This window comes from Kitasatospora sp. NPDC005751 (assembly GCF_040630835.1).
Taxonomy (GTDB): Bacteria; Actinomycetota; Actinomycetes; order Streptomycetales; family Streptomycetaceae; genus Kitasatospora.
In genome coordinates this window covers 35,294-54,628 of sequence record NZ_JBEXYC010000047.1, presented here as the reverse complement: position 1 = coordinate 54,628, position 19,335 = coordinate 35,294, and the positions used below count along the sequence as shown (strand labels likewise).

The following is a 19,335-nucleotide window of genomic DNA, read 5'->3' as shown; positions in this document are numbered from 1 at the left end:
TCAGTTGCGCTCGCGTCACACACCACGGTCTACCGGATCAGGACCCGCCGCGAAGGTGAATCGCCAAGATTGATCACGACCGAATACGTGCCCTAGGCAACCGGGTTGTGCTGGAGGCTCTCTCGGCGATCGCGCGGCGTCGCAAGGATCAACGCGACGACACCGCCTGGGACCGCCGCGAACCGCTGTTGCATGGACGAGTGGCCGACGAACAACTCGCGCGTATCGACAACGGCCAGGTACACGGCCACACGCACACTGCGGGTGACGGCCAGTAGCGGACCGCCTGCCGGATCGGTGGGACACCTGGTGCGCTGCCGTCCGGCACACCCACGCGCAGCCGTGGTGGGCGGGGGCCTTGGGCTTGCGGCTGATCAGGGTGCCGGCCGACGGCCGAATCCGCCCGCCTCGTGCTGTTCTCGGTCGTCGACCTTCCGGACCTACTCGGCCACTGATCGGGCCGGCTGCTCCTCTCCCTCGGGGTCGTGCTCACCGCGTCGTTCGCGATGATCCGGCTCGTCCCCGGCGACCCAATCCGCGCCGCGCTCGGCGTCGACGCCGCCCCCGCCCTGGTGGCCGCGCGCCGTCAGCAGCTCGGGCTCGACGCGCCGTTCCCGTCCCAGTAGCGGCACTACCTGAGTGGCCTCGCGCACGGCGACCTCGGCACCTCGCTGGTCACCGGGACCCCGGTCGCCAAGCTGGTCCGCACCCGGCTGCCGGCCACCCTGGAGATCGCCGGCCTTGCCTTCCTCGTCACTCTCGCCGCCGTCCGCACCCGCGACGGCCGCCACCCACGCAGCGAGCTGGCGTTCACGGCACTGACCTCCGGGCTGGCCGGCGTGCCGGACTTCGTCCTGGCCGCGCCGACACCGACCTCACCAACACCCCCATGTCCACCGCCCTCACCCGCCTCCACTACCACAACACCACCCGCCGCCTGATCCTCTCCACCCCCTGACCCCACCCCGCCCCCGAAGCGTCAGAATGGAACCATGCCCTCCCTGGAGACCACTCCGAAGATCCGCGCGCGGATGAGCAAGCAGCGCAGCCGCGACACGGACATCGAGATCGCCCTCCGCAGGACCCTGCACGCCGCCGGTCTCCGCTACCGGGTCCACCGCCGGCCGCTCAAGGGCGTGCGACGCGAGGCCGACATCCTCTTCGGTCCGGCGCGCGTCGCGGTCTTCGTCGACGGCTGCTTCTGGCACGGCTGCCCCGAGCACGCGACGTGGCCGAAGAACAACGCCGATTTCTGGCGGGAGAAGATCGAGAAGAACCGCACCAGGGACCACGACACGGACACCCGCCTCGCCGAGGCCGGCTGGCTGTCGGTGCGCGTCTGGGAGCACGAGAACCCCACCCAGGCCGCCGAGCGGATCGTCACCCTGGTCCGCGACCGCCGCGCCGCCGGCTACACTCTCACCACATGACCAGCTCCGACGCAGCCGCCCCATTTCTCGAGAAGCCGTACATGCTGGACCTGTTCGCCGGTCCGGGCGGGCTCGACGTGGCTGCACACATGCTCGGGGTGCAGTCGCTCGGGATCGAGTGGGACAAGAACGCCTGTGACACGCGCTACAAAGCCGGGCTGGAGACGTGGCACGCAGACGTCAGCGCGGTGCGTCGGGACAGGTTCGACGAGCTCCCCGCAGAGCTGAACGTGCTGGCTGGCGGCCCGCCGTGCCAGACGTACTCGGTGGCGGGCAACGGTGCCGGCCGCAGGGCGCTGGGCGAGGTGGAGAAGCTCATCCACGCGTTGATCGAAGGTTCCTCCGACGAGGAGATCGACGCGCAGCTGGAAGAGCTCGAGAAGCTGACCGGGGACCACCGGACGACTCTGGTCCTGGAGCCCCTGCGGTACGCGGTCAAGGCGCTCAGCTGCGAGAAGCGGGGCAATCGCCCCTTCGACGTGATCGTTCTCGAGCAGGTTCCCCAGGTCAAGAACCTCTGGAAGGTCTACAAGGAGGCCTTGGAGAAGGGCTTGCCTGGAACGGACGGGACGAGGGTGAAGTACAAGGTCGCCGAGGTCGCGACCCTGCACACCGAGGCGTACGGCGTCCCCCAGAGCCGCCGGCGGACGATCCTGATCGCGCGACTCGCCGAACACGGCAACCCTCACCTTCCGCGCCCGACTCACCACACGTTCAGCCCGCACAATCCGGCACTGGGCGGCCCGGACGACGAGAAGGTGATGGCCCAGCCTTGCCAGACGGCACTGCCGGTGGCGGAAGGCACCACACCGCTCAAGCCCTGGGTCTCGATGGGTGAAGTGCTCGGGGTGAAGTCGGGACCCGAGCGCAGGAAGGTTCCGTTCCAGATCAGGTCGAACTACAGCACCGGTGGCGTCTCGGAGAATCGCGGTATCCGCACAGACCGGCAGCCGTCGTTCACGGTCACCGGGAAGGTCTCCCGCAACGCCGTCCAGCACCCGGATCTCAGTCCGCACCATCCGGAGCGTCTGTCCATTCGGGAGGCCGGCGTCCTTCAGACCTTCCCGCCCGACTACCCCTGGTCGAGCGGCGACCAGTCACAGCAGGTGGGCAATGCCGTGCCCCCACTGTTCGGCATGCACGTGCTGGCCTCGGCCCTGTCCCTGCCGACCGCGGCGGAGGAGAGGTTCCGGGACGCCTGGAAGGTGCCCACCCCCGAGGATCACGTCCTTCTTCGCAAGAAGGGTGGCTGCGACATTCCGGAGGTGGGCTGCGGCCCGAACTGCCCGAAGCCCGAGGATCAGTCCTCCCCCTCGACCTCCTCCGCCGCCCGTCCCCGGACGGCCGCATCCGCGAAGAGCTCGGCGAAGTAGTCCACCAGCCTGCTCACGGAGAGTTCCGGTGCCGGTTCCTCCTCGGGCCCGGTCGGGAGCACGTGCCGTGACACCTGGCGGGCGGTTTCGGCCTCGGCGATCCAGTCGAGCAGGGGCCGGGACTCACGGTCGGCGTCGGGGGCGATCACGTCGTACATCAGTGTCGCCGCGGAGACGTTCACGGCTCCGGCGAGCGCGTTGACCTCGCGGCCGGTGGTGACGACCCCCTTCGCGACCAGCCGGACGATCGCCTGGGCCGTAGGCCGGTGGTTGATCACGGACATGCGCAATGCGGTGTTGAGGATGTCCTGGCTCCCGCAGGCCGTGACGACGGGCTCGTAGTCCGCGCCGTCGCGGAAGAGCTCGGCCGCCCACCAGAGGCGGGCGAAGGCCTGCTTGTGGTACTGCCCCCGGAAGCGCTCGGCCGCCACCTTGCCGGGCTTGCCGTCCTTGGGCTCCGCCAGGTGCCGCCAGACCACGTAGTCCGGGGCGACGCCGAGCGCGAGGAAGTTCCAGAAGGCGGGGTCGGCCGCCTCCCTGCGGGAGAGCCGCAGCGCCGCATGGAGGCGCGGAGCGAGCCAGGCGTCGGCCTGGGTCGCCTTGAACCCGTTGCCGCGGCAGTAGCTCATGGCGTCCTCGGCCAAGTCGCGGACGGGTCGCAGCTCCCCCCTCCGGTCCTCGTGCGGAAGCCGTTCGGTGAGTTCATTGAGCTTGATGCTGGGCACGTCCCCGCGACCGCTGAGCAGCCCGTCGGTGAGGAAGTCCGCCGCCTCGGCGTTCGGCAGCAGGGCGAGGCGCTCCGGGAGGTGGACGGGTCGGTCGGTCATGCGTCGTCCCCCTGTGTGAGGCGTTCCAGGTCACGGATGGTGGTGGACAGCGTCCGGGGGACGCCGGCGCGCCGGGAGGCGGCGAAGTGGATCCGGGATTGGAGTTCCCCCCATCCGGTGGCGGAGGATCCTGTGCGCGCCGCGTGGACCGCCCGCAACGCCTGCTCCGGCTCCCGGTCGGCGTACATGTCGGGGAGCATCTCCCGGAGCACCTCGCCCTGCCAACCGTGCGGGAACACCGGGGTCCCGTCTTCCTCGACCTCCAGGTCACCGACGGCGGAGTGGAAGACCGCCGTCCAGATCTCGGAGCACATCTGCGCGAGGAGGAGTTCCCGTACGGTCGCCTCCGGTCCGGTGCCGCCGTCGGCACCCATCAGGTCACCGAGGCCGTCGAAGTCGGTGTTGACCCGGACGGCGGGGATCCGACCGGTGGTGTCGACCAGCCACGGGGAGTCCTTGTAGCGCTGGAGGCGGCTGGCCCCTGCCGCGAAGTTGACCATCCTGACCTCTAGTTCGCGAGCCAACGAGGGCGCGGTCTCGATGACGTCGACGAACCACTCCACGTCGGATGTGGCGATCACGCGACCCGGCACTCCGTCGACGGTGGCCACCACGTGCACCGTGAGGGAAGCCCGGTCGAGGAGGTCGCAACGATGAACGTACAGCTCGGCGGTCCGCTCGCGGGCATCCTCGGAGACGGCGGCGAACTCCACCGTCGTACGGGTGTTAGTGGCCCGCTCGGCGAGGACGGCGACCAACTTGACGTCCTGCCAAGGGCCCGAGGGATCGAGGGCCTTGGCCGGGAGGCCCGCGGAGAGGCGCAGTCGGGCCTGGGTCCAATCGGGGCGGTCCTCGTCGGGCCCGAGGGCGACGACGCGTTCGACGGTGGACAGGTACTTGCTCTCCACGTCCTCCCAGGGCTCGCCCTCCGCCTTGAGCTGGGCGCTGTCGACGCGCCAGGAGACGTTCCCGGTGAGCCGCCGATAGGGGTAGACCTTCACGCCTGCTCCCCCTTTCCGCTGCGGAGTTCGACGACCAGTCCGGTCAGCTGGGCCCGGACCGGGTGCCGGGAGACGTCGGTGACGCCCCGGAAGACGGCCTTGCGGCTTCCCGGCGACAGCTGCAGGGAGCCGTCGACGACCTCGCAACCGCTGATGGCGACGAGGTCCTTCCAGGGGGCGGCCGGCCGGGGGCCGGAGCGCACGTCGAACTTGGCGACCGGGGTGACCGGACGGTCCGTGTCCACCCCGGGGGACACCCGAAGGTCGACCGTGACCGACCACGCTCCCGTCTCGTCGATCAGGGCATCGACGTTGTCCAGCTCGGGCAATGCCGCTGCCACGGGACGTGCTTTCTTCGGGCCGCCGCCCACCTTGAGCCGGCCTGCGATCTTGGCTTCCCCCCCGTTGCGGCGCTTGGCCTTCGGCACGGCCACGAGGTCGCGCACGGCCGTGTTCGCAGCGGTGGTCAGCGCGGCGATCCGCCGGTAAGCGGAGGGTGAGTACGACAGCCGCAACTCCTCCGTCTGCCCCCACTTGTTGTGCTCGGGGGGCTCGGAGGCCCGCAGGAACTCCTCGGCCGCCTCGGCGCCGAGGGCCTCCGGGCCCGCCGCACGGCCGGCGAGGAGGATGGCCTGGAAGGGGTTGGTGCCGACCGGGATGTTGGTGACGGCACTGTCCTTGACGGTCATGCGGCTGCCACGCATCGAGACCATCCGGTTGGGACGGCCGTCGGCGTCCTCGGCGTCGGTGACCAGGACCACGGCCTCGTGCGGCACGGCACCGCGCGCCTGACCTCCGTGCAGCGGCACGTTGATCTGGACGCAGGCTCGGGCGACCTGCCCCGGGCCCGTGAGCCGGTCGACGGTGGCCCCCTCCAGGAAGGCCCGCAGGGCGCGGGTGCGGGAGGGCTGGGCCACGGCCGGATCCACGTGTTCCTCCGGGATCAGCACTTCGCCGTTGCGGTACGAGCGGACGGACGCCTCCAGGTGCGGCTTGCGATCGCCGCCTCCGGTCATCGCGGCCCAGAAGTTGCGACCGAGCGCGTCGACGAGCCGGGCGTGCATGCGGTGGACGGAATCGTCGTCCTCACCGGTCTCCTCGTCGTCCACGGCGCCGTTGACGGCCAGCAGGCTGGCCACGTCGTGGGCACCGACGATGAGGAAGGAGGTGCCGGGTGCCGCGCTCTCACGCGTGAGGTGCAGCTTCTCGACGGTCTCTTCGTCGGCCCACCAGGAACGGACCACGTCCGCGGACTCGCTGGTCGGATCGGGACGTCCGAACCAGGCCGGACCGGCACACGCCCGGTCGTCGACCTCGCGCCAGGGGAGGTCGAGCCGGCCGATGAGACGTCGCTCGGTGCGGCCCTCGTGGGGCTCCGAGAGGGTGGAGTTGATCAGCACCAAGCCGAGTCGGCTGGTGGCCCACAGAGTCGCCTTGCCCAGACCGTAGGAACCGCCGGCGCCGAGGTCCCGTTTGTGACTGTCGAGTTGACGACGGACGACGGCGGCGAAGAGCCCGTCCTCGTAGTCGCCGCCGGTCAGACCGGTGGCGTTGTAGTCGTCGACGCGGAGCAGCACGAGGCGGTCGTGCTGGTACATGTCACGCAGTCCGGCCGCGATCGTGCGCGAGACCTTGCTCTGCTTCCCGCCGTCGGCGGTGAGCGCGTCGTAGTGCGGCCGTAGGCGCTCCCAGTCGATGGCCTCGCGGAAGCGGGCGAGGGGCTCGCCGGTGAGTTCGTGCAGGGTGTACCGCACCCGCACGGGCTCGGCATGCTCGAGGCGCGCGTCGAGGCTGTTCTGCGTGGCTTCGCGGGCGAGCACCGAGACGTCGGCCTCGAACGCGAACGCCGCGGCGTTGCCGTACTCCCTGCCACCGTCGGCGTGGGCCGGCCTGTGATACCACTGGACGGGCAAGGCGAGTTGGGCGTCGGCGCTGCGCGTGTGGACGGTCTCCAGGTCGGTGTTGAGAACTTCGGCGATGCGCCGAATTGTCTCGTCCCGGGGCACGGACCGGCCGACGATCCAAGCCGAGACGGCGGCCCGGGTCACCTCCAGCTCCAGCGCCAGATCGGTCTGACTCTTCCCGGCATTCCTGAGCTGGCGTGCCAGCCAGGGGCCGAACTCCTCAGCCGCCTTCACGTCCTACCTGCTTCCGAATGGCCTGTCTCACGAGGTGAGGGCCACGCTATCGCATCACTGTTGACAGCGACACCCCCTTGTCAATCGACCTTTGACAGGTGGCATGTCCAGTGGAACCGAGCGTCGAACACGATCGAATATCGAAACGGGGAAGGACTCCCGAACCTGCCCGATTTTGCGCGAAAAGCCCGAAGAATCCGCGTTCGACCCGGGGTTGCACACCGCCGGGCTCCATGTGCTAAGTTTTCTGCCACTTCCGCGGCGGGCGCCGTGGAAGTGGCCCTGCAACAGGGTGTGGCATGCCCGTTTTCCTGGGGGAATTCCTTACGGCCGCCTCCGGAGTCCTTCACGGATTCCGCCGTTCCGCACGCGATCCGTCTCCCTCCTGCACCACCTCGCACCACTCCATCGTGCAAGTCCACGAAAGCGAAGCGAAAGCGCAGGTAGCTCCGGTGTCCCCGCAGAATTCCCCGCTCCACCGCATGCGTTCCATCGTCACCACGTACGACCGGCTCACCGCCGAGGCCCCGCAGGACCTCGGCGCCTACCTCTACCTCTACGGCATCGACCACGACATGGTCGCTACCTACCGGAACGCCATCTGCGACGCCGAGGCCCGGGCGCGTCGCCCGCGTCGAAACCCCGGTCACTGCCAGCGCATCGTCAGGATCACCGTGCGCCGCGCCCGCTGACGGCGCCTCCGACATACGTTCCCACCGCCCACCGCATCCGAAGTGGAAACATTCGTGGCCGATCCGCAGTCCCCGGTGATCCGTACCGTCGTCGAGCAGTCCCTCCGCGTCCTGGAGACCTACGGCATCGATCCGGGCCTGATCCCCGAGCACGCCAACGGCGAACGCCGCATCACCCAGGGTGGGTACGGCGACCGGCAGCTCTTCGAGCTCGTCCAGAACGCGGCCGATGAGCTGCGCGGCGAGCCCGGCGGCCGGATCCACGTCGTCCTCACCGGCACCCACCTTTACTGCGCCAACCAGGGTGACCCCGTGACGCCCGAGGGTGCCGAGACCATCCTGCGCATGAGCATGTCCCGCAAGCGCGGCGGGCAGATCGGCCGCTTCGGCGTGGGCGTGAAGTCGGTCCTGGTGGTGACCGACGCACCCGAATTCTTCAGCAGCGGAGGCAGTTTCGGCTTCGACCGGGCCTGGTCGTACGAGCTGATCCGGAATGTGCCCGGCGTTCGCGAGCGGCTCGGCGAGGACTTCGAGGCGCCCGTGCTGCGAATGGCCCGCGAGCTGGACATGGCCGCCGAGCGCCGCCGGGACCCCGTACTGGACGAGCTGCTGGAGTGGGCCACCACGGTGGTCCGCCTTCCGCTGCTCCCCGGCGCCGCCGATCGGCTGGGCAAGGACATGCACGGCCACCAGGGCGTGGCCGGCCACGACACCCGCGAGGAGTTCCCCTCGGGCTTCCACCTCTTCTCCCCGCACGTGGGCCCGGTGGTGCTGGAGGACCGCCGGCCGGGCCGGATCGCGCGCCGTGCCCTCCGGTCCGAGCAGGACGGCAGCCTGCACACGATCCACGAGGACCGCGTCGGCAAGCAGCCGGCGAGCTCGCAGTGGCGGGTCTTCACCATCGCCCACGAACCGACCGAGGCGGCCCGCCGCGACGCCGGCGAGCTGCACGACCGGGTCTCCATCGACCTGTCCTGGGCCGTTCCGGCCTACCGCGCCGACGAGAAGACCGGGGTGCTCAGCGCGGCCGACGCCCGAGGCCGGGGCAGGTTCTGGTCCTTCTTCCCGACCAAGTACGAGATGACCCTGAGCGGCATCCTGAACGGCGCCTGGAAGACCAACGAGGACCGCCAGAACCTGCTCGATTCCTCGCCGTTCAACGTCGAGATGATCCGGGTCGCGGCCCGGCTGGTGGTGGAGTCGCTGCCCGAGCTCGCCCCGGCGGAGGACCCCGGCGCGTACCTCCCGCTGCTGCCCGGTCGCAGCAAGGGCGTGGAGACGATCAGTTGGGCCGACCGCCTGCTCACCGAGCAGATCTGGGCCGCCGCGGCGGCACGCCCGTCGTTGCCCGACCAGGACGGTGTGCTGCGCACGCCCCGTGACCTGAACATCCATCCCGACCTGGGCAAGGACAGCAGCGCGGTCAACCGCTGGCTGCGGATCTGGCACGCGTACGCCGGCCGTCCTCGCGACTGGGTGCACCCCTCGGTCGAGGTCACGGACCTGCGGTCGGGCAAGGTCCAACACATCCTGGCCGCCGCCGGACGGCAGCGGGCCTCGGTCGTCACCTGGTTGGAGGCGCTGGCCTCGGACGGCTCGGCGCCGGCCTCGGCGGCCGCCATCCGGATCGTCGCCGACATGATCGTTTCGAACGCCGCCTGTGCCGCCGAGGCCCGGAAGGCGAGGATCGTCCTCACCGAGGAGCACGGACTGGTCGCCCCGCTGGGCAGCGTGGTGTACCGGCGTACCGAGGAGGACGGGCTGCGGGAGTCGCTGGTCTACGTCGACCGCGCCCTGTCCGACGACCCATCGCTCTCCTCCGTCCTCACCACCCTCGGCATCCAGGAGGCCGACGTCCGGGGGCGTTTCGTGAGCGTCCTCGACCAGGGCTTCGCCTCGTACGGTCCGCAGAAGTGGACCCGCTTCTGGGAGTTGTTCCACCGGGCGGGTTCCTCGGTGGTGGGCCACGAGGTGACCGACCGGGTGCCGGCGCCGACGGACACCCTGATGGTGCGCACCGCGGACGGTCGCTTCCGCCTCGTCCGCGACTGTCTGCTTCCCGGGGTCGTCGTCACCGCGGAGAGCGACCCCGAGATCGCGGTGGACATGCGCTTCCACTCCGATGACGCGGGATTCTTCCGTGAGTTGGGCCTGCGGGACCGTCCGACTCCCGGCCACCGGCCCAAGGACGAACCCTGGTTCGAGGAGTACCGGGAGGCCATTCACAGGGCGTACTGCCGCAGGCTCGACGACCAGGCGAGTCGGCCCACCCTGGCCAGGACCAGGATCGAGGGCTCGCCCGTCGGCGGGCCGCTGCACCTGCTGCCCCTGCTCTCGGACGAGGCCCGCGCGGCCTTCCTGCAGGCGCTGCCCGAGGAAGCCCTGATCGAGAGCTGGACCCTGCAGATCGGAGCACAGGCCGGCACGCGCCAGTCCGTGGCGTCCCCGATCCGCTGGATGCTCGGTCGGCACGGTCGGGTGAGGACCTCCCAGGGGCTCAAGCTCCTCAAGGAGGCCGTGGGACCCCAGCTCGACGCGTACCGTGACGTGCTCCCGGTGGCGTCGCTCAGTACCGAGAAGGCGCGCAAGCTCGGACTCGCGAGCAGCGTCGAGAAGGTCCGCCCGCAGCAGTGGGAGCAGCTCCTCGGGAAGCTGCAGGAGAGCGAGGACGACGCGTTCGTCGGCTCGACCTACGCTCTGTTGACCCGGTTGGAGATCGACTTCCCCGAGGACTCGCTGACCCGCTGCCGGGTCGGCGACGCCTGGGACACCCGGGAGGACGGCGAGATTGCCGTCGCCGCCGACCGGAACGAATACCGCTCGCTGCGCTCCGAGCGGGTGCCGGCGCTGCTGATGCCGGACCAGGAGTCCGCCGAGCTCATGGTCGAGCGCTGGGGCATGCTGCGCCACGACGACGCCGTCACCCGGGAGACCCGGCACGAGTCGACCGTGGAACCGGTCCCGCTGGTCGAGGAGTTCCCGACGCTGCGCCAGAGGATGGGCAACTCGGTCGGCACGTACACGTTGCTGCGCTGCACCGCGTTGGAGGAGGTGGTCCGCACCCCGCACCGCCCCCGAGCGAAGTCCCTGGAGAGTGCGCGCGACGGGAATGTGATCAAGGTCCTGGACTCCCTGGACCGACTCGGCGTGCTCCGCGCCGTGGACCAGGAGCTGGGTCTGCGCATGGGCGAGACGGGCTGCCGGGCGGTTCTGGACGCACAGACCCGCCAGGAGCAGGACGAGCAGGTGCGATCCACGCTGAAGGCGATCCGCGGGGCCGAGGACGTGACGGCCAAGCTGGAACTGCTGATCGGGGCGCAGGCGCTCCGCGACCGGCTCCCCGCCGGACTCCTGGAGGCCGAACTCCAGGAGTCGGACGGCAAGGAGCCCTCCGGTCTGCGGATCGCCCAGATGGCGTTCAACGCACACGGCGACACCGTGCTCAAGATCCACGCACGCGACATCCTGGAGCGCTTCCCGAGCGCTCCCTCCTCCTACACCGGTGGTCCGTCGGCGGTCTCCTTCGTCGCCGACCTCGGTCTGCCCGCGCCCTTCGCCGGCTACCGGGCCCCGGCCCTCGAACAGAGCCTGACCGTGGAAGGCCCCCGGGACTTCCCACGCCTGCACGACTACCAGGAGCGGCTCGCCCTCAACATCTTCGAGATGCTGGACCGGTTCACCCCACAGCGCGCCATGCTGTCCCTGCCCACCGGCGCGGGCAAGACGCGCGTGACCGCCGAGGCGGTCATCCGCTGGGTCAAGCAGACCGGCGTACTCAAGGGCCCCATCCTGTGGATCGCCCAGACCGAGGAACTGTGCGAACAGGCCGTACAGAGCTGGCAGTTCGTCTGGAGCAGGGCAGGGGCACAGGACCGGCTGACCATCAACCGGCTGTGGACCTCCAACGAGGCGGCCCCGGTCACCGACGGGCCGCAGCTCGTGGTGGCCACCGACGCCAAGCTGCGGGTGTGCCTGGACACCGACCGGTACGCCTGGCTCCGCGCCGCCGCACTGGTGGTGGTGGACGAGGCGCACGTCGCGACCAGCCCGAGCTACACCGAGATCCTGAGCCTGCTCGGCCTGACCCAGCACCGGACCGAACGGCACCTGCTCGGCCTCACCGCCACCCCGTTCCGCGGCCACAACGAGGAGGAGACCCGCCGGCTGGTCAACCGGTTCGGCGCCCGCCGGCTGGACGAGGGCGTCTTCCCCTCCGGCGACGCCTACGGGCACCTCCAGGAGCTGGGCGTGCTCGCACGCGTCGAACACAAGGAACTGATCGGCGGCACCATCGTGCTGGACCGCCAGGAGCGAGCGAGCGCCGAACAGTTCAGCCTGCTCTCCAAGGCCGCCGAACAGCGACTGGCCGACGACCACGACCGCAGCCGACGCATCATCGCGGAGATCACGGCGATGGACGACGACTGGCCGGTGCTGGTGTTCGCCACCTCGGTGGAGCACGCCAAGTATCTGGCGGCCAAGCTGAGGGACCAAGACATCTCCGCCTCCTCGGTGGACGCCACCACCTCCGACAACGACCGCCGCGCCCGCATCCGGGACTTCCGTGACGGTCGCGTGCGGGTGCTCACCAACTACGGTGTCCTCACCCAGGGCTTCGACGCCCCCGCCACCCGCGCCGTGGTCGTCGCCCGACCCGTCTACAGCCCGAACGTGTATCAGCAGATGATCGGGCGCGGTCTGCGTGGCCCACGCAACGGCGGCAAGGACACCTGCCTGATCCTCAACGTCCGAGACAACATCCGGAACTTCGACACCGCCCTCGCCTTCACCGCGTTCGAGCACCTCTGGAGCAAGAAGTGACCCTCCCTGCCGAGGACGACCCGGTCCTCACGGCCGAGCAACAGGCCGTCGTGGACCAGCCCTGGGACACCCGCCTGCTGGTCACCGCCGGAGCAGGTACGGGCAAGACGCACACCCTGGTGCGCCGCATGGACGCGCTCGTCGGCAATGCCGACCCGGACGGGGCGCTGGAGGCCGGCGAGCTGCTGGTCCTCAGCTTCTCCCGCGCCGCCGTCCGCGAGCTTCGCGACCGCATCGCCCGGCACGGCGAGCACGCCCGACGGGTGCGGGTGCAGACCTTCGACTCGTGGGCGTACTCCCTCCTGGTGCAGGTTCACCCGGACGGCGAGTGGTCGGCACTCTCCTTCGACGAGCGGATCCGAGCCGCCACCGACGCGATCGAGAAGGGCGCGTTGGATGCCCTGGAGGCAGGTCCGCCCGCCCACCTGATCGTCGACGAGGTGCAGGACCTCGTGGGTGCGCGCCGCGAGATGGTGGAGGCACTGCTCGACCGCCTCCAGGACTCCTGCGGATTCACCCTCGTCGGGGATCCCGCCCAGGCGATCTACGACTTCCAGATCCAGGACCCGGAGGAGTACGCCGACCGGACCGACCTCTTCCTGCGCTGGGTCCGTGCCTCGTACGCCGACGACCTGGTGGAACTGCTGCTGACCCGGAACTTCCGGGCCGTCACGCCCGAAACGCGCACGGCGCTCCCGCTCGGCCGCGCCGTCCAGGGCATCGGCAGCGCGCCCGAGGGCGTCGACGCGGCGGCCGAACGGCTCCACGGCGAGCTGCGCGAACTGCTGCTCGACCTCCCGGACCTGGGTCCCCTCACCGACTCGTTCACCCTCGACTCGCTGCGCTCCTTCCCCGGCACCTGCGCGATCCTGACCCGCGACAACCGACAGGCCCTGCTCGTCTCGCAGCTGCTGCAGGAGCAGGGCGTACCTCATGCCCTGCGCCGCTCGCTCCAGGACCGGCCGGTACCGCACTGGGTCGCCGAACTGCTGCGCCGCACCGAGGCCGCCACCCTCACCGAGGCACGGCTGCGCGAACTGCTCCTCGCGATGCCACTGCCCGAGGGCACCGACCCGGACCGGGTGTGGCGGGCCCTTCGCGGGGCGGCCCGCGGCAACGGACGGGGCACCCTCGACGTGGCGCGGCTGCGCGGGCTGGTGGCGGAGCGCCGGTTCCCGGACGAGCTGGCCGACCCGGAGCCTGCCCGGCTGATCGTGTCCACGGTGCACCGTTCCAAGGGATTGGAGTTCGACCGGGTGGTGCTCCTCACCCCGCCGACCGTGACCGAACTGCGTCGACAGGACAACGAGCTCGACACGCCCGCTGAGGCCCGCGCGCTCTACGTCGCGATGACCCGGGCCCGCGAGGACCTGTACCGGATCGCGGCGCCCGTGACCGCGACGCTGCTCAAGCACAGGCCGACCGGCCGCTGGTACCGAGGTGTCCTCAACCCACGCCTCAAGTGGCGCCGCGACGGCATCGAGGTGCGGGCCGGCGACGTCTGCGCACGGGAACCGGCCGACGCCGCACACGACGCCCCCGCCGCCCAGTCGCACCTGCTGGAACGGGTGCGGCCGGGGGACGCGGTGACGTTCCGACTGCGGGACGCCCTCCCCCTGGGCGCCGAGCAGAGTCCCGGGTACGCGTTGCTGCACGAGGGACGGGAGATCGGGGACGCCTCCGAGGTCTTCAGATGCCACCTGTACGCGGTTCTGAAGGTGGGCCCGACCTGGGACATCCGGTGGCCCGAGGAGATCTCCGGCCTGCGCGTCGACTGTCTGGAGTCGGTCGCGGGCAGCACGGCCGCCGGGGCCAACGCGGGCATCGGCGACCGCGGGGTGTGGATCGCCCCGCGCATCAGCGGAATCGGACGATTCCGGCACCTCGCCGGAGCCGAGGAGGAGCAAAAATGACCATCCATGCAGGGCGCCACGAGGCGCACTACGAGGTCCGCGAGGACCTGGTGGCCCGGCTCCGCCGGGAGCTGCTGGGCCCCGACATCGACGCCGCCGCCGAGGACCGCGCCGAGGTCCTGGACCAGGACGCGCCGATCACCCGCTACCCCGTCGGCGTGCTCTTCCCCCGCCCGGCCGATGCCGACGCCCGCCTGCGCATCCAGGAGGACGCCGCCGAGGAGGAGGGCCTGGACGAGGAACCCGTCACCGGGGCGGACGGCGCGGACGAGTCCGGCCCGGGTGCCGAGCGCCCCCATGCCGGCGACCGACGCCCCTCCTCCGTCGGCCTGACCTTCGCGGTCGACCTCGACGAGGCGCGGGAGATCGTGGTATCGGCGCGCGCCGCGGTCTACGAGCCGGAGGACGCCGAAGGTCGCAAGGTCTCGGCCCGGCGCAGCGAGGCCCGCACCACCTCCGACCAGCGGGAACGCTGGCGCCGGGTGGAGCTGGACCTGCCGGACACCACGATCGACGTCACACGCCCGGGTCGTGGCGCGTCCCGTGACCTGTTCGACGGGACGGCGCGGTTGGAGGTCCACGTGCGCCGCCCGTCCCCGGAGACCGTCACCGTCACCGTCACCGTCGCCCTGGTCAACGTCCGGAAGGTGGGCGAACGCGAATTGCAGGACGCCTTCGCCCTCTTCCAGACCGGCCTGACGGTCCGCGCCGCCGACGGTTCCAGCGCCTTCGTGGAGCGCCCCGCCGCCCTGTCCGCCGTGGACGCGGAACTGGAGACCAGCCGACTGCTGCACCGGCACGCCCCTACCTTCGCCACCGGCCACGGCTGTGCGGCGGTGTGGGACTGGACGCCCGCCCCGGTCGGCCTCATGGACAAGACGGACGCGGCCGTGGCGGAGGTCCGCACCGAGTTCGTACCCACGCACGAGGTGCTGCTCACCGACTCCAATCCGGAGATCGACGACGAGGCGCTCACCATGCTCGGCCTCGCCGAGGCCCCCGACGTCGAAGTGATCGCCGCCCTGGAGGGCCTGGCATCGGGCTACGAGCGGTGGATCGGACGGAAGCGGGACGAGGCCGCGGAGCTCGCGGGCACGCCGTACGAACAGGCCGCGTCCGAGGCGATCCGGTCGTGTGGTGAGGCCCTGGACCGGATCCGGGAAGGCATCGCGCTGCTCCGCGACAAGCCCGACCTAATGCGCGCGTTCCGCCTGGCCAACCGAGCCATGGCGACCCAGCGGGCCCGGAGCGACTGGGTCCGGCACGGTCGGGAAGGCGAGCCGGACCTGGCATCCGCGCGCTGGCGTCCGTTCCAGATCTCCTTCGTGCTGCTGTGCCTGGCCGGGGTGGACGACCCGAACCACCCCGACCGCGGTGTGTCGGACCTGTTGTGGTTCCCCACCGGTGGTGGCAAGACCGAGGCGTACCTGGGCCTGATCGCGCTGACCACCTTCCTGCGCCGGATGCGACTGGGGCCTGCGGGCGGCGGCGTCACCGTACTGATGCGGTACACCTTGCGCCTCCTGACCCTCCAGCAGTTCGAGCGCGCCGCGATCCTGATCTGTGCCATGGAACGGATGCGCCGCGAGAATTCCGCCGAGCTGGGGCACGAGGAGATCTCGCTCGGCATGTGGGTGGGACGGTCCGCCACCCCGAACACCCTGAAGGCCGCCGCCGAACAGCTCGGCGCGGCCCGCGCCGGACGGGTGCTCCAGAAGGAGAACCCGGTCCAGCTGCACGCCTGCCCGTGGTGCGGGTCCGCCCTCGACGCCCACCACTACTCGGTCGACGAGGAGGCCGTCCGGATGGACGTCCGCTGCTCCGGCCCGGACTGCGCGTTCTCCGACGGACTGCCCGTGCACCTGGTCGACCAGACCATCTACCACGCCCGGCCGACCCTGGTCATCGCCACCGTCGACAAGTTCGCCTCGATGCCCTGGCGGAAGGAGAGCGCCGCCCTGTTCAACCGGGACCGGCAGGACTCCACCCCGCCCCCGGAGCTGATCGTGCAAGACGAGCTGCACCTGATCTCCGGTCCGCTGGGTACCCTGACCGGCCTGTACGAGACGGCCGTCGACGTGCTCGCCGACCGTCCCAAGGTGATCGCGTCGACCGCCACCATCCGCCGCGCCGCCGAGCAGGGCAGGGCGCTGTTCTCCCGTGAGGTCCGGCAGTTCCCGCCGGCCGGTCTGGACGCCCGGGATTCCTGGTTCGCCGTCGAGACCTCCGCCGGTGAGAAGGCGTCCCGCCGCTACGTGGGTCTGCTCGCGCCAGGGACCAGCCAGTCCACGCTGCTGATCCGTACCTACGCCACGCTGCTCCACCAGGCGATGCAGGCCGACACCACCGACCGGGTGCGCGACGCCTATTGGACCCTGGTCGGCTACTTCAACAGCCTGCGGCTGCTTTCCGCCGCCGAACTCCAGGTCCACGACGACGTCGTGGCCTACCTGGAACACCTTGCCGAGCGGGACGGCTGCGAGCCCCGTCCCGTCGACAACTACTCCGAGCTGACCAGTCGGGTCGACGCCAGCGACATCCCGACCCGCCTGAAGCAGATCGAGCGGCGGCTCCCGGGCGACGACGTGGTCGACGTCCTTCTGGCCACGAACATGATCGCCGTGGGCGTGGACGTGAACCGGCTCGGACTGATGGCCGTCATGGGCCAGCCGCAGACGACCGCCGAGTACATCCAGGCGACCAGCCGGGTCGGCCGCGCGCACCCCGGCCTGGTGGCGGTGATGCTCAACGCGGGCCGTTCCCGTGACCGATCCCACTACGAGAACTTCCAGCACTTCCACTCCGCGCTCTACCGCGAGGTCGAATCCACCTCGGTCACCCCGTTCTCGGCCCGCGCCCGCGCCCGGGGCCTGCACGCGGTGATCGTCGCCCTCGCCCGGATCGTGATCCCCGCCGCCCGCGAGAACGAGAACGCGGGTGACATCGACCTCTTCGTGGACGAGCTTAGGGAAACGATCCGCCCGAGGATCCTCGAACGGGTCGAGCAGGTCTCCCCGCCGGAGACCGCCGCCAAGGAGGTCGCCCACGTGGCCGCGGCCTTCGATGAGTTCGTCGACTGGTGGTACGACGAGGCCGAGGCGCACAACGGTCTGCTCTACGAGCCCAAGCGCGGAAACCCCGCCCGCTCGCTGCTCAAGCCCTACAACGACGCCCTGGAGGACGTCGAGGCGTGGGAGACCTTGTGGTCCCTCCGCGACGTCGACGCCGAGTCCGCCCTCTTCGTGGAGGCATCCCGATGACCCCGCCCCCTTCCCGCCGCCGACGCGCCGGCGTCGGCTCCGCCGCACCGGCCCGCACGCTGCCCCGCCGCGGGGCGATCCGCCGGGCCCAGGCCATCACGACCTACGGCGTGGGTTCCTTGATCGCCGTGGAACAGGAGTCGTTCATCGTCGCGGGCATCGACGCCGCGCAGGAGCAGTGGCCCCGCGACGAATCCCCCGTGATCCACGAGCCTCGCCTCGCCCGCGTACTGAACGTGAGCCACTTCCGTCTGCCGCCCGCTTCAGGCGACGACAGTCGCGACGGCATCCGGGTCCGGCGCTTCCCCCTGTGGCACCACTGCCCCGGGTGCCACGCGCTGGACCACGTCCGGAAGTTCAATTCCCCGGCGGGGCGCAACGAGTGCGGCGAGTGCGCCGAGACCCTGGTGCCCTCCCGGTTCGTGGTGGCGTGCGAGGACGGGCACCTCTCCGACTTCCCGTACTGGACGTGGCTGCATCGGGGGCGCCGCGGCGACGGCGAGGCCGGTTTCTGCGGCGGCCGGATGAGCCTTCGGTCCTCGGGCCGCACCTCCTCGCTCCGCTCGGTGGTGCTCTCCTGTTCCTGCGGAGTGCCCGAGGTGTCCATGGAGGGCTCCTTCCGGGCCGGTGCCCTCAAGGAGCTGCACATCGGTTGCCGGGGCGAGCGTCCGTGGTTGAAGGACGCCTCCAATGACGCCTGCTCCCTGACGCCCCGGACCCTGCAGCGCGGCTCCTCCTCCGTGTGGCAGCCGGTGCTCCGCTCGGCCCTGTCCATCCCCCCGTGGAGCGACACCCGGGTCCAGGCGCTGGGCGAGCACTGGGAGAAGCTCCGCGCCTGCTCCACCCTCGCCGAGATCGGGATCCATCTGGGCTACATCTTCCAGGGCTCCCGCCCCCCGGTGACCCCCGAGCAGGTGGTGGAACTGCTCTCCGCGATGGAAGCCGAGGACCTCGACGGCGAGGAGGGTCTCGAGCTCGACCAGGAGCAGCGCTACCGTGCCCTGCGCGAGGTGGAGTACGAGCGCCTGTGCATGGGGAACCCGGAGGAATCCGGCGGTCACACCGAGCAGTTCGTCTGTGAGCCCCCGACGGGCGACCCGAAGCCGCTGGCCGGCCTCGGGCTGGCCGGACCGATGCTGGTGAAGAAGCTTCGCGAGGTCCGCGCTCTCAAGGCGTTCACCCGGGTGATCGATCCCGAGACCTCGCACGAGGGCCACGAGGCGGCACTCTCCCTGACCCCCACCGACTGGTTGCCCGCCATGGAGGTCCACGGCGAGGGTGTCTTCCTCCGGTTCGACGAGGAGCGGGTCGACGCCTGGGCCGAACTGGCCGCCGTGGCCGCACGCGTCGAGCGCATCCGACACCGACACCAGCGGGTCCTCGCCGAGCGGGCCTCGGACCCAACCCGGGTCCCGGTCTCCCCCGCCACTCCGCGCATGGCGCTGCTGCACACCTTCGCGCACGTGATGATCAACGAGTGGAGCCTGGACTCCGGCTACCCGGCCGCCTCGCTCCGCGAGCGGATCTACTCGGGCGAGACGATGGCCGGTGTGCTGATCTACACGGCCACCAGCGACTCGGCCGGCAGCCTCGGCGGCTTGGTCGCCCAGGGCGAGATCGACCGCCTCGCGCGGGCCGTGCACTCGGCGGCGCATCGGGCCGAATGGTGTTCCGCCGACCCGCTCTGCATCGAGACCGAGACCTCGGGTGCGGGCGGTACCAACCTGGCGGCCTGCCACGCCTGCGTCATGCTTCCGGAGACCAGTTGCGAGCACAACAACGGCCTGCTCGACCGGGCGCTCCTGGTCGGCCCCCCGGAGGACCCGTCGATCGGCTTCTTCTCGCACCTGCTCGGCCGGTGAGCCTCGGGAAGTGACACG

The 19,335-nt window shown here is 70.7% G+C and carries 12 protein-coding genes; 9 read left to right on the top strand and 3 right to left on the bottom strand.

The genetic code is table 11. The features are described 5' to 3' along the window. Positions 1-107: 107 nt before the first annotated feature. From ABZ497_RS28760 to ABZ497_RS28745, 4 genes are all read left to right on the top strand, one after another. The gene (locus tag ABZ497_RS28760; protein ID WP_359809359.1) at positions 108-278 is read left to right on the top strand and encodes a hypothetical protein; all 171 of its coding nucleotides are present in this window, start codon (positions 108-110) and stop codon (positions 276-278) included. Between the two features lie 207 nt (positions 279-485). Further along, positions 486-626 (top strand): hypothetical protein, encoded by a 141-nt coding sequence (locus tag ABZ497_RS28755; protein WP_359809357.1) that lies wholly within the window; start codon positions 486-488, stop codon positions 624-626. Positions 627-992: 366 nt separating this feature from the next. Then, positions 993-1,430 carry a very short patch repair endonuclease gene (locus ABZ497_RS28750; protein ID WP_359809355.1) on the top strand — a complete coding sequence of 146 codons (438 nt, stop codon included), beginning with the start codon at positions 993-995 and terminating at the stop codon, positions 1,428-1,430. Then, positions 1,427-2,803 carry a DNA cytosine methyltransferase gene (locus tag ABZ497_RS28745; protein ID WP_359809353.1) on the top strand — a complete coding sequence of 459 codons (1,377 nt, stop codon included), beginning with the start codon at positions 1,427-1,429 and terminating at the stop codon, positions 2,801-2,803. The genes ABZ497_RS28750 and ABZ497_RS28745 overlap by 4 nt, the downstream gene beginning before the upstream one ends. Here ABZ497_RS28745 and ABZ497_RS28740 read toward each other — a convergent pair. From ABZ497_RS28740 to ABZ497_RS28730, 3 genes are read right to left on the bottom strand one after another with little or no spacing between them, the layout of a single operon-like run. Beyond that, a complete protein-coding gene (locus ABZ497_RS28740) occupies positions 2,731-3,630 on the bottom strand; it encodes a DUF6339 family protein (protein WP_359809351.1) in 900 nt (299 codons plus the stop codon). The genes ABZ497_RS28745 and ABZ497_RS28740 overlap by 73 nt on opposite strands. Next, positions 3,627-4,631, bottom strand: coding sequence for a hypothetical protein (locus tag ABZ497_RS28735; protein WP_359809349.1), 1,005 nt, complete (start codon positions 4,629-4,631; stop codon positions 3,627-3,629). The genes ABZ497_RS28740 and ABZ497_RS28735 overlap by 4 nt, the downstream gene beginning before the upstream one ends. Next, complete coding sequence (locus ABZ497_RS28730) at positions 4,628-6,769, bottom strand: helix-turn-helix transcriptional regulator (RefSeq protein WP_359809348.1); 2,142 nt, start codon at positions 6,767-6,769, stop codon at positions 4,628-4,630. Before ABZ497_RS28730 ends, ABZ497_RS28735 begins: the two co-directional genes overlap by 4 nt. Positions 6,770-7,251: 482 nt before the next feature. Here ABZ497_RS28730 and ABZ497_RS28725 point away from each other — a divergent pair, with 482 nt between their 5' ends. From ABZ497_RS28725 to ABZ497_RS28705, 5 genes are read left to right on the top strand one after another with little or no spacing between them, the layout of a single operon-like run. Next, positions 7,252-7,461 carry a hypothetical protein gene (locus tag ABZ497_RS28725; protein WP_359809346.1) on the top strand — a complete coding sequence of 70 codons (210 nt, stop codon included), beginning with the start codon at positions 7,252-7,254 and terminating at the stop codon, positions 7,459-7,461. Positions 7,462-7,515: 54 nt separating this feature from the next. Beyond that, positions 7,516-12,282, top strand: coding sequence for a DEAD/DEAH box helicase family protein (locus ABZ497_RS28720; protein ID WP_359809345.1), 4,767 nt, complete (start codon positions 7,516-7,518; stop codon positions 12,280-12,282). Further along, the gene (locus ABZ497_RS28715) at positions 12,279-14,195 is read left to right on the top strand and encodes a UvrD-helicase domain-containing protein (RefSeq protein WP_359809343.1); all 1,917 of its coding nucleotides are present in this window, start codon (positions 12,279-12,281) and stop codon (positions 14,193-14,195) included. The genes ABZ497_RS28720 and ABZ497_RS28715 overlap by 4 nt, the downstream gene beginning before the upstream one ends. Continuing rightward, positions 14,192-17,455 carry a helicase-related protein gene (locus ABZ497_RS28710; protein ID WP_359809341.1) on the top strand — a complete coding sequence of 1,088 codons (3,264 nt, stop codon included), beginning with the start codon at positions 14,192-14,194 and terminating at the stop codon, positions 17,453-17,455. The genes ABZ497_RS28715 and ABZ497_RS28710 overlap by 4 nt, the downstream gene beginning before the upstream one ends. Beyond that, complete coding sequence (locus ABZ497_RS28705) at positions 17,452-19,317, top strand: DUF1998 domain-containing protein (protein ID WP_359809339.1); 1,866 nt, start codon at positions 17,452-17,454, stop codon at positions 19,315-19,317. The genes ABZ497_RS28710 and ABZ497_RS28705 overlap by 4 nt, the downstream gene beginning before the upstream one ends. The last annotated feature ends 18 nt before the right edge of the window (positions 19,318-19,335 follow it).

Coding starts and splice junctions, on each gene's coding strand:
- ABZ497_RS28725 (WP_359809346.1), top strand. CDS start 7,252: ATGCGTTCCATCGTCACCACGTACGACCGGCTCACCGCCGAGGCCCCG.
- ABZ497_RS28705 (WP_359809339.1), top strand. CDS start 17,452: ATGACCCCGCCCCCTTCCCGCCGCCGACGCGCCGGCGTCGGCTCCGCC.
- ABZ497_RS28750 (WP_359809355.1), top strand. CDS start 993: ATGCCCTCCCTGGAGACCACTCCGAAGATCCGCGCGCGGATGAGCAAG.
- ABZ497_RS28745 (WP_359809353.1), top strand. CDS start 1,427: ATGACCAGCTCCGACGCAGCCGCCCCATTTCTCGAGAAGCCGTACATG.
- ABZ497_RS28710 (WP_359809341.1), top strand. CDS start 14,192: ATGACCATCCATGCAGGGCGCCACGAGGCGCACTACGAGGTCCGCGAG.
- ABZ497_RS28740 (WP_359809351.1), bottom strand. CDS start 3,630: ATGACCGACCGACCCGTCCACCTCCCGGAGCGCCTCGCCCTGCTGCCG.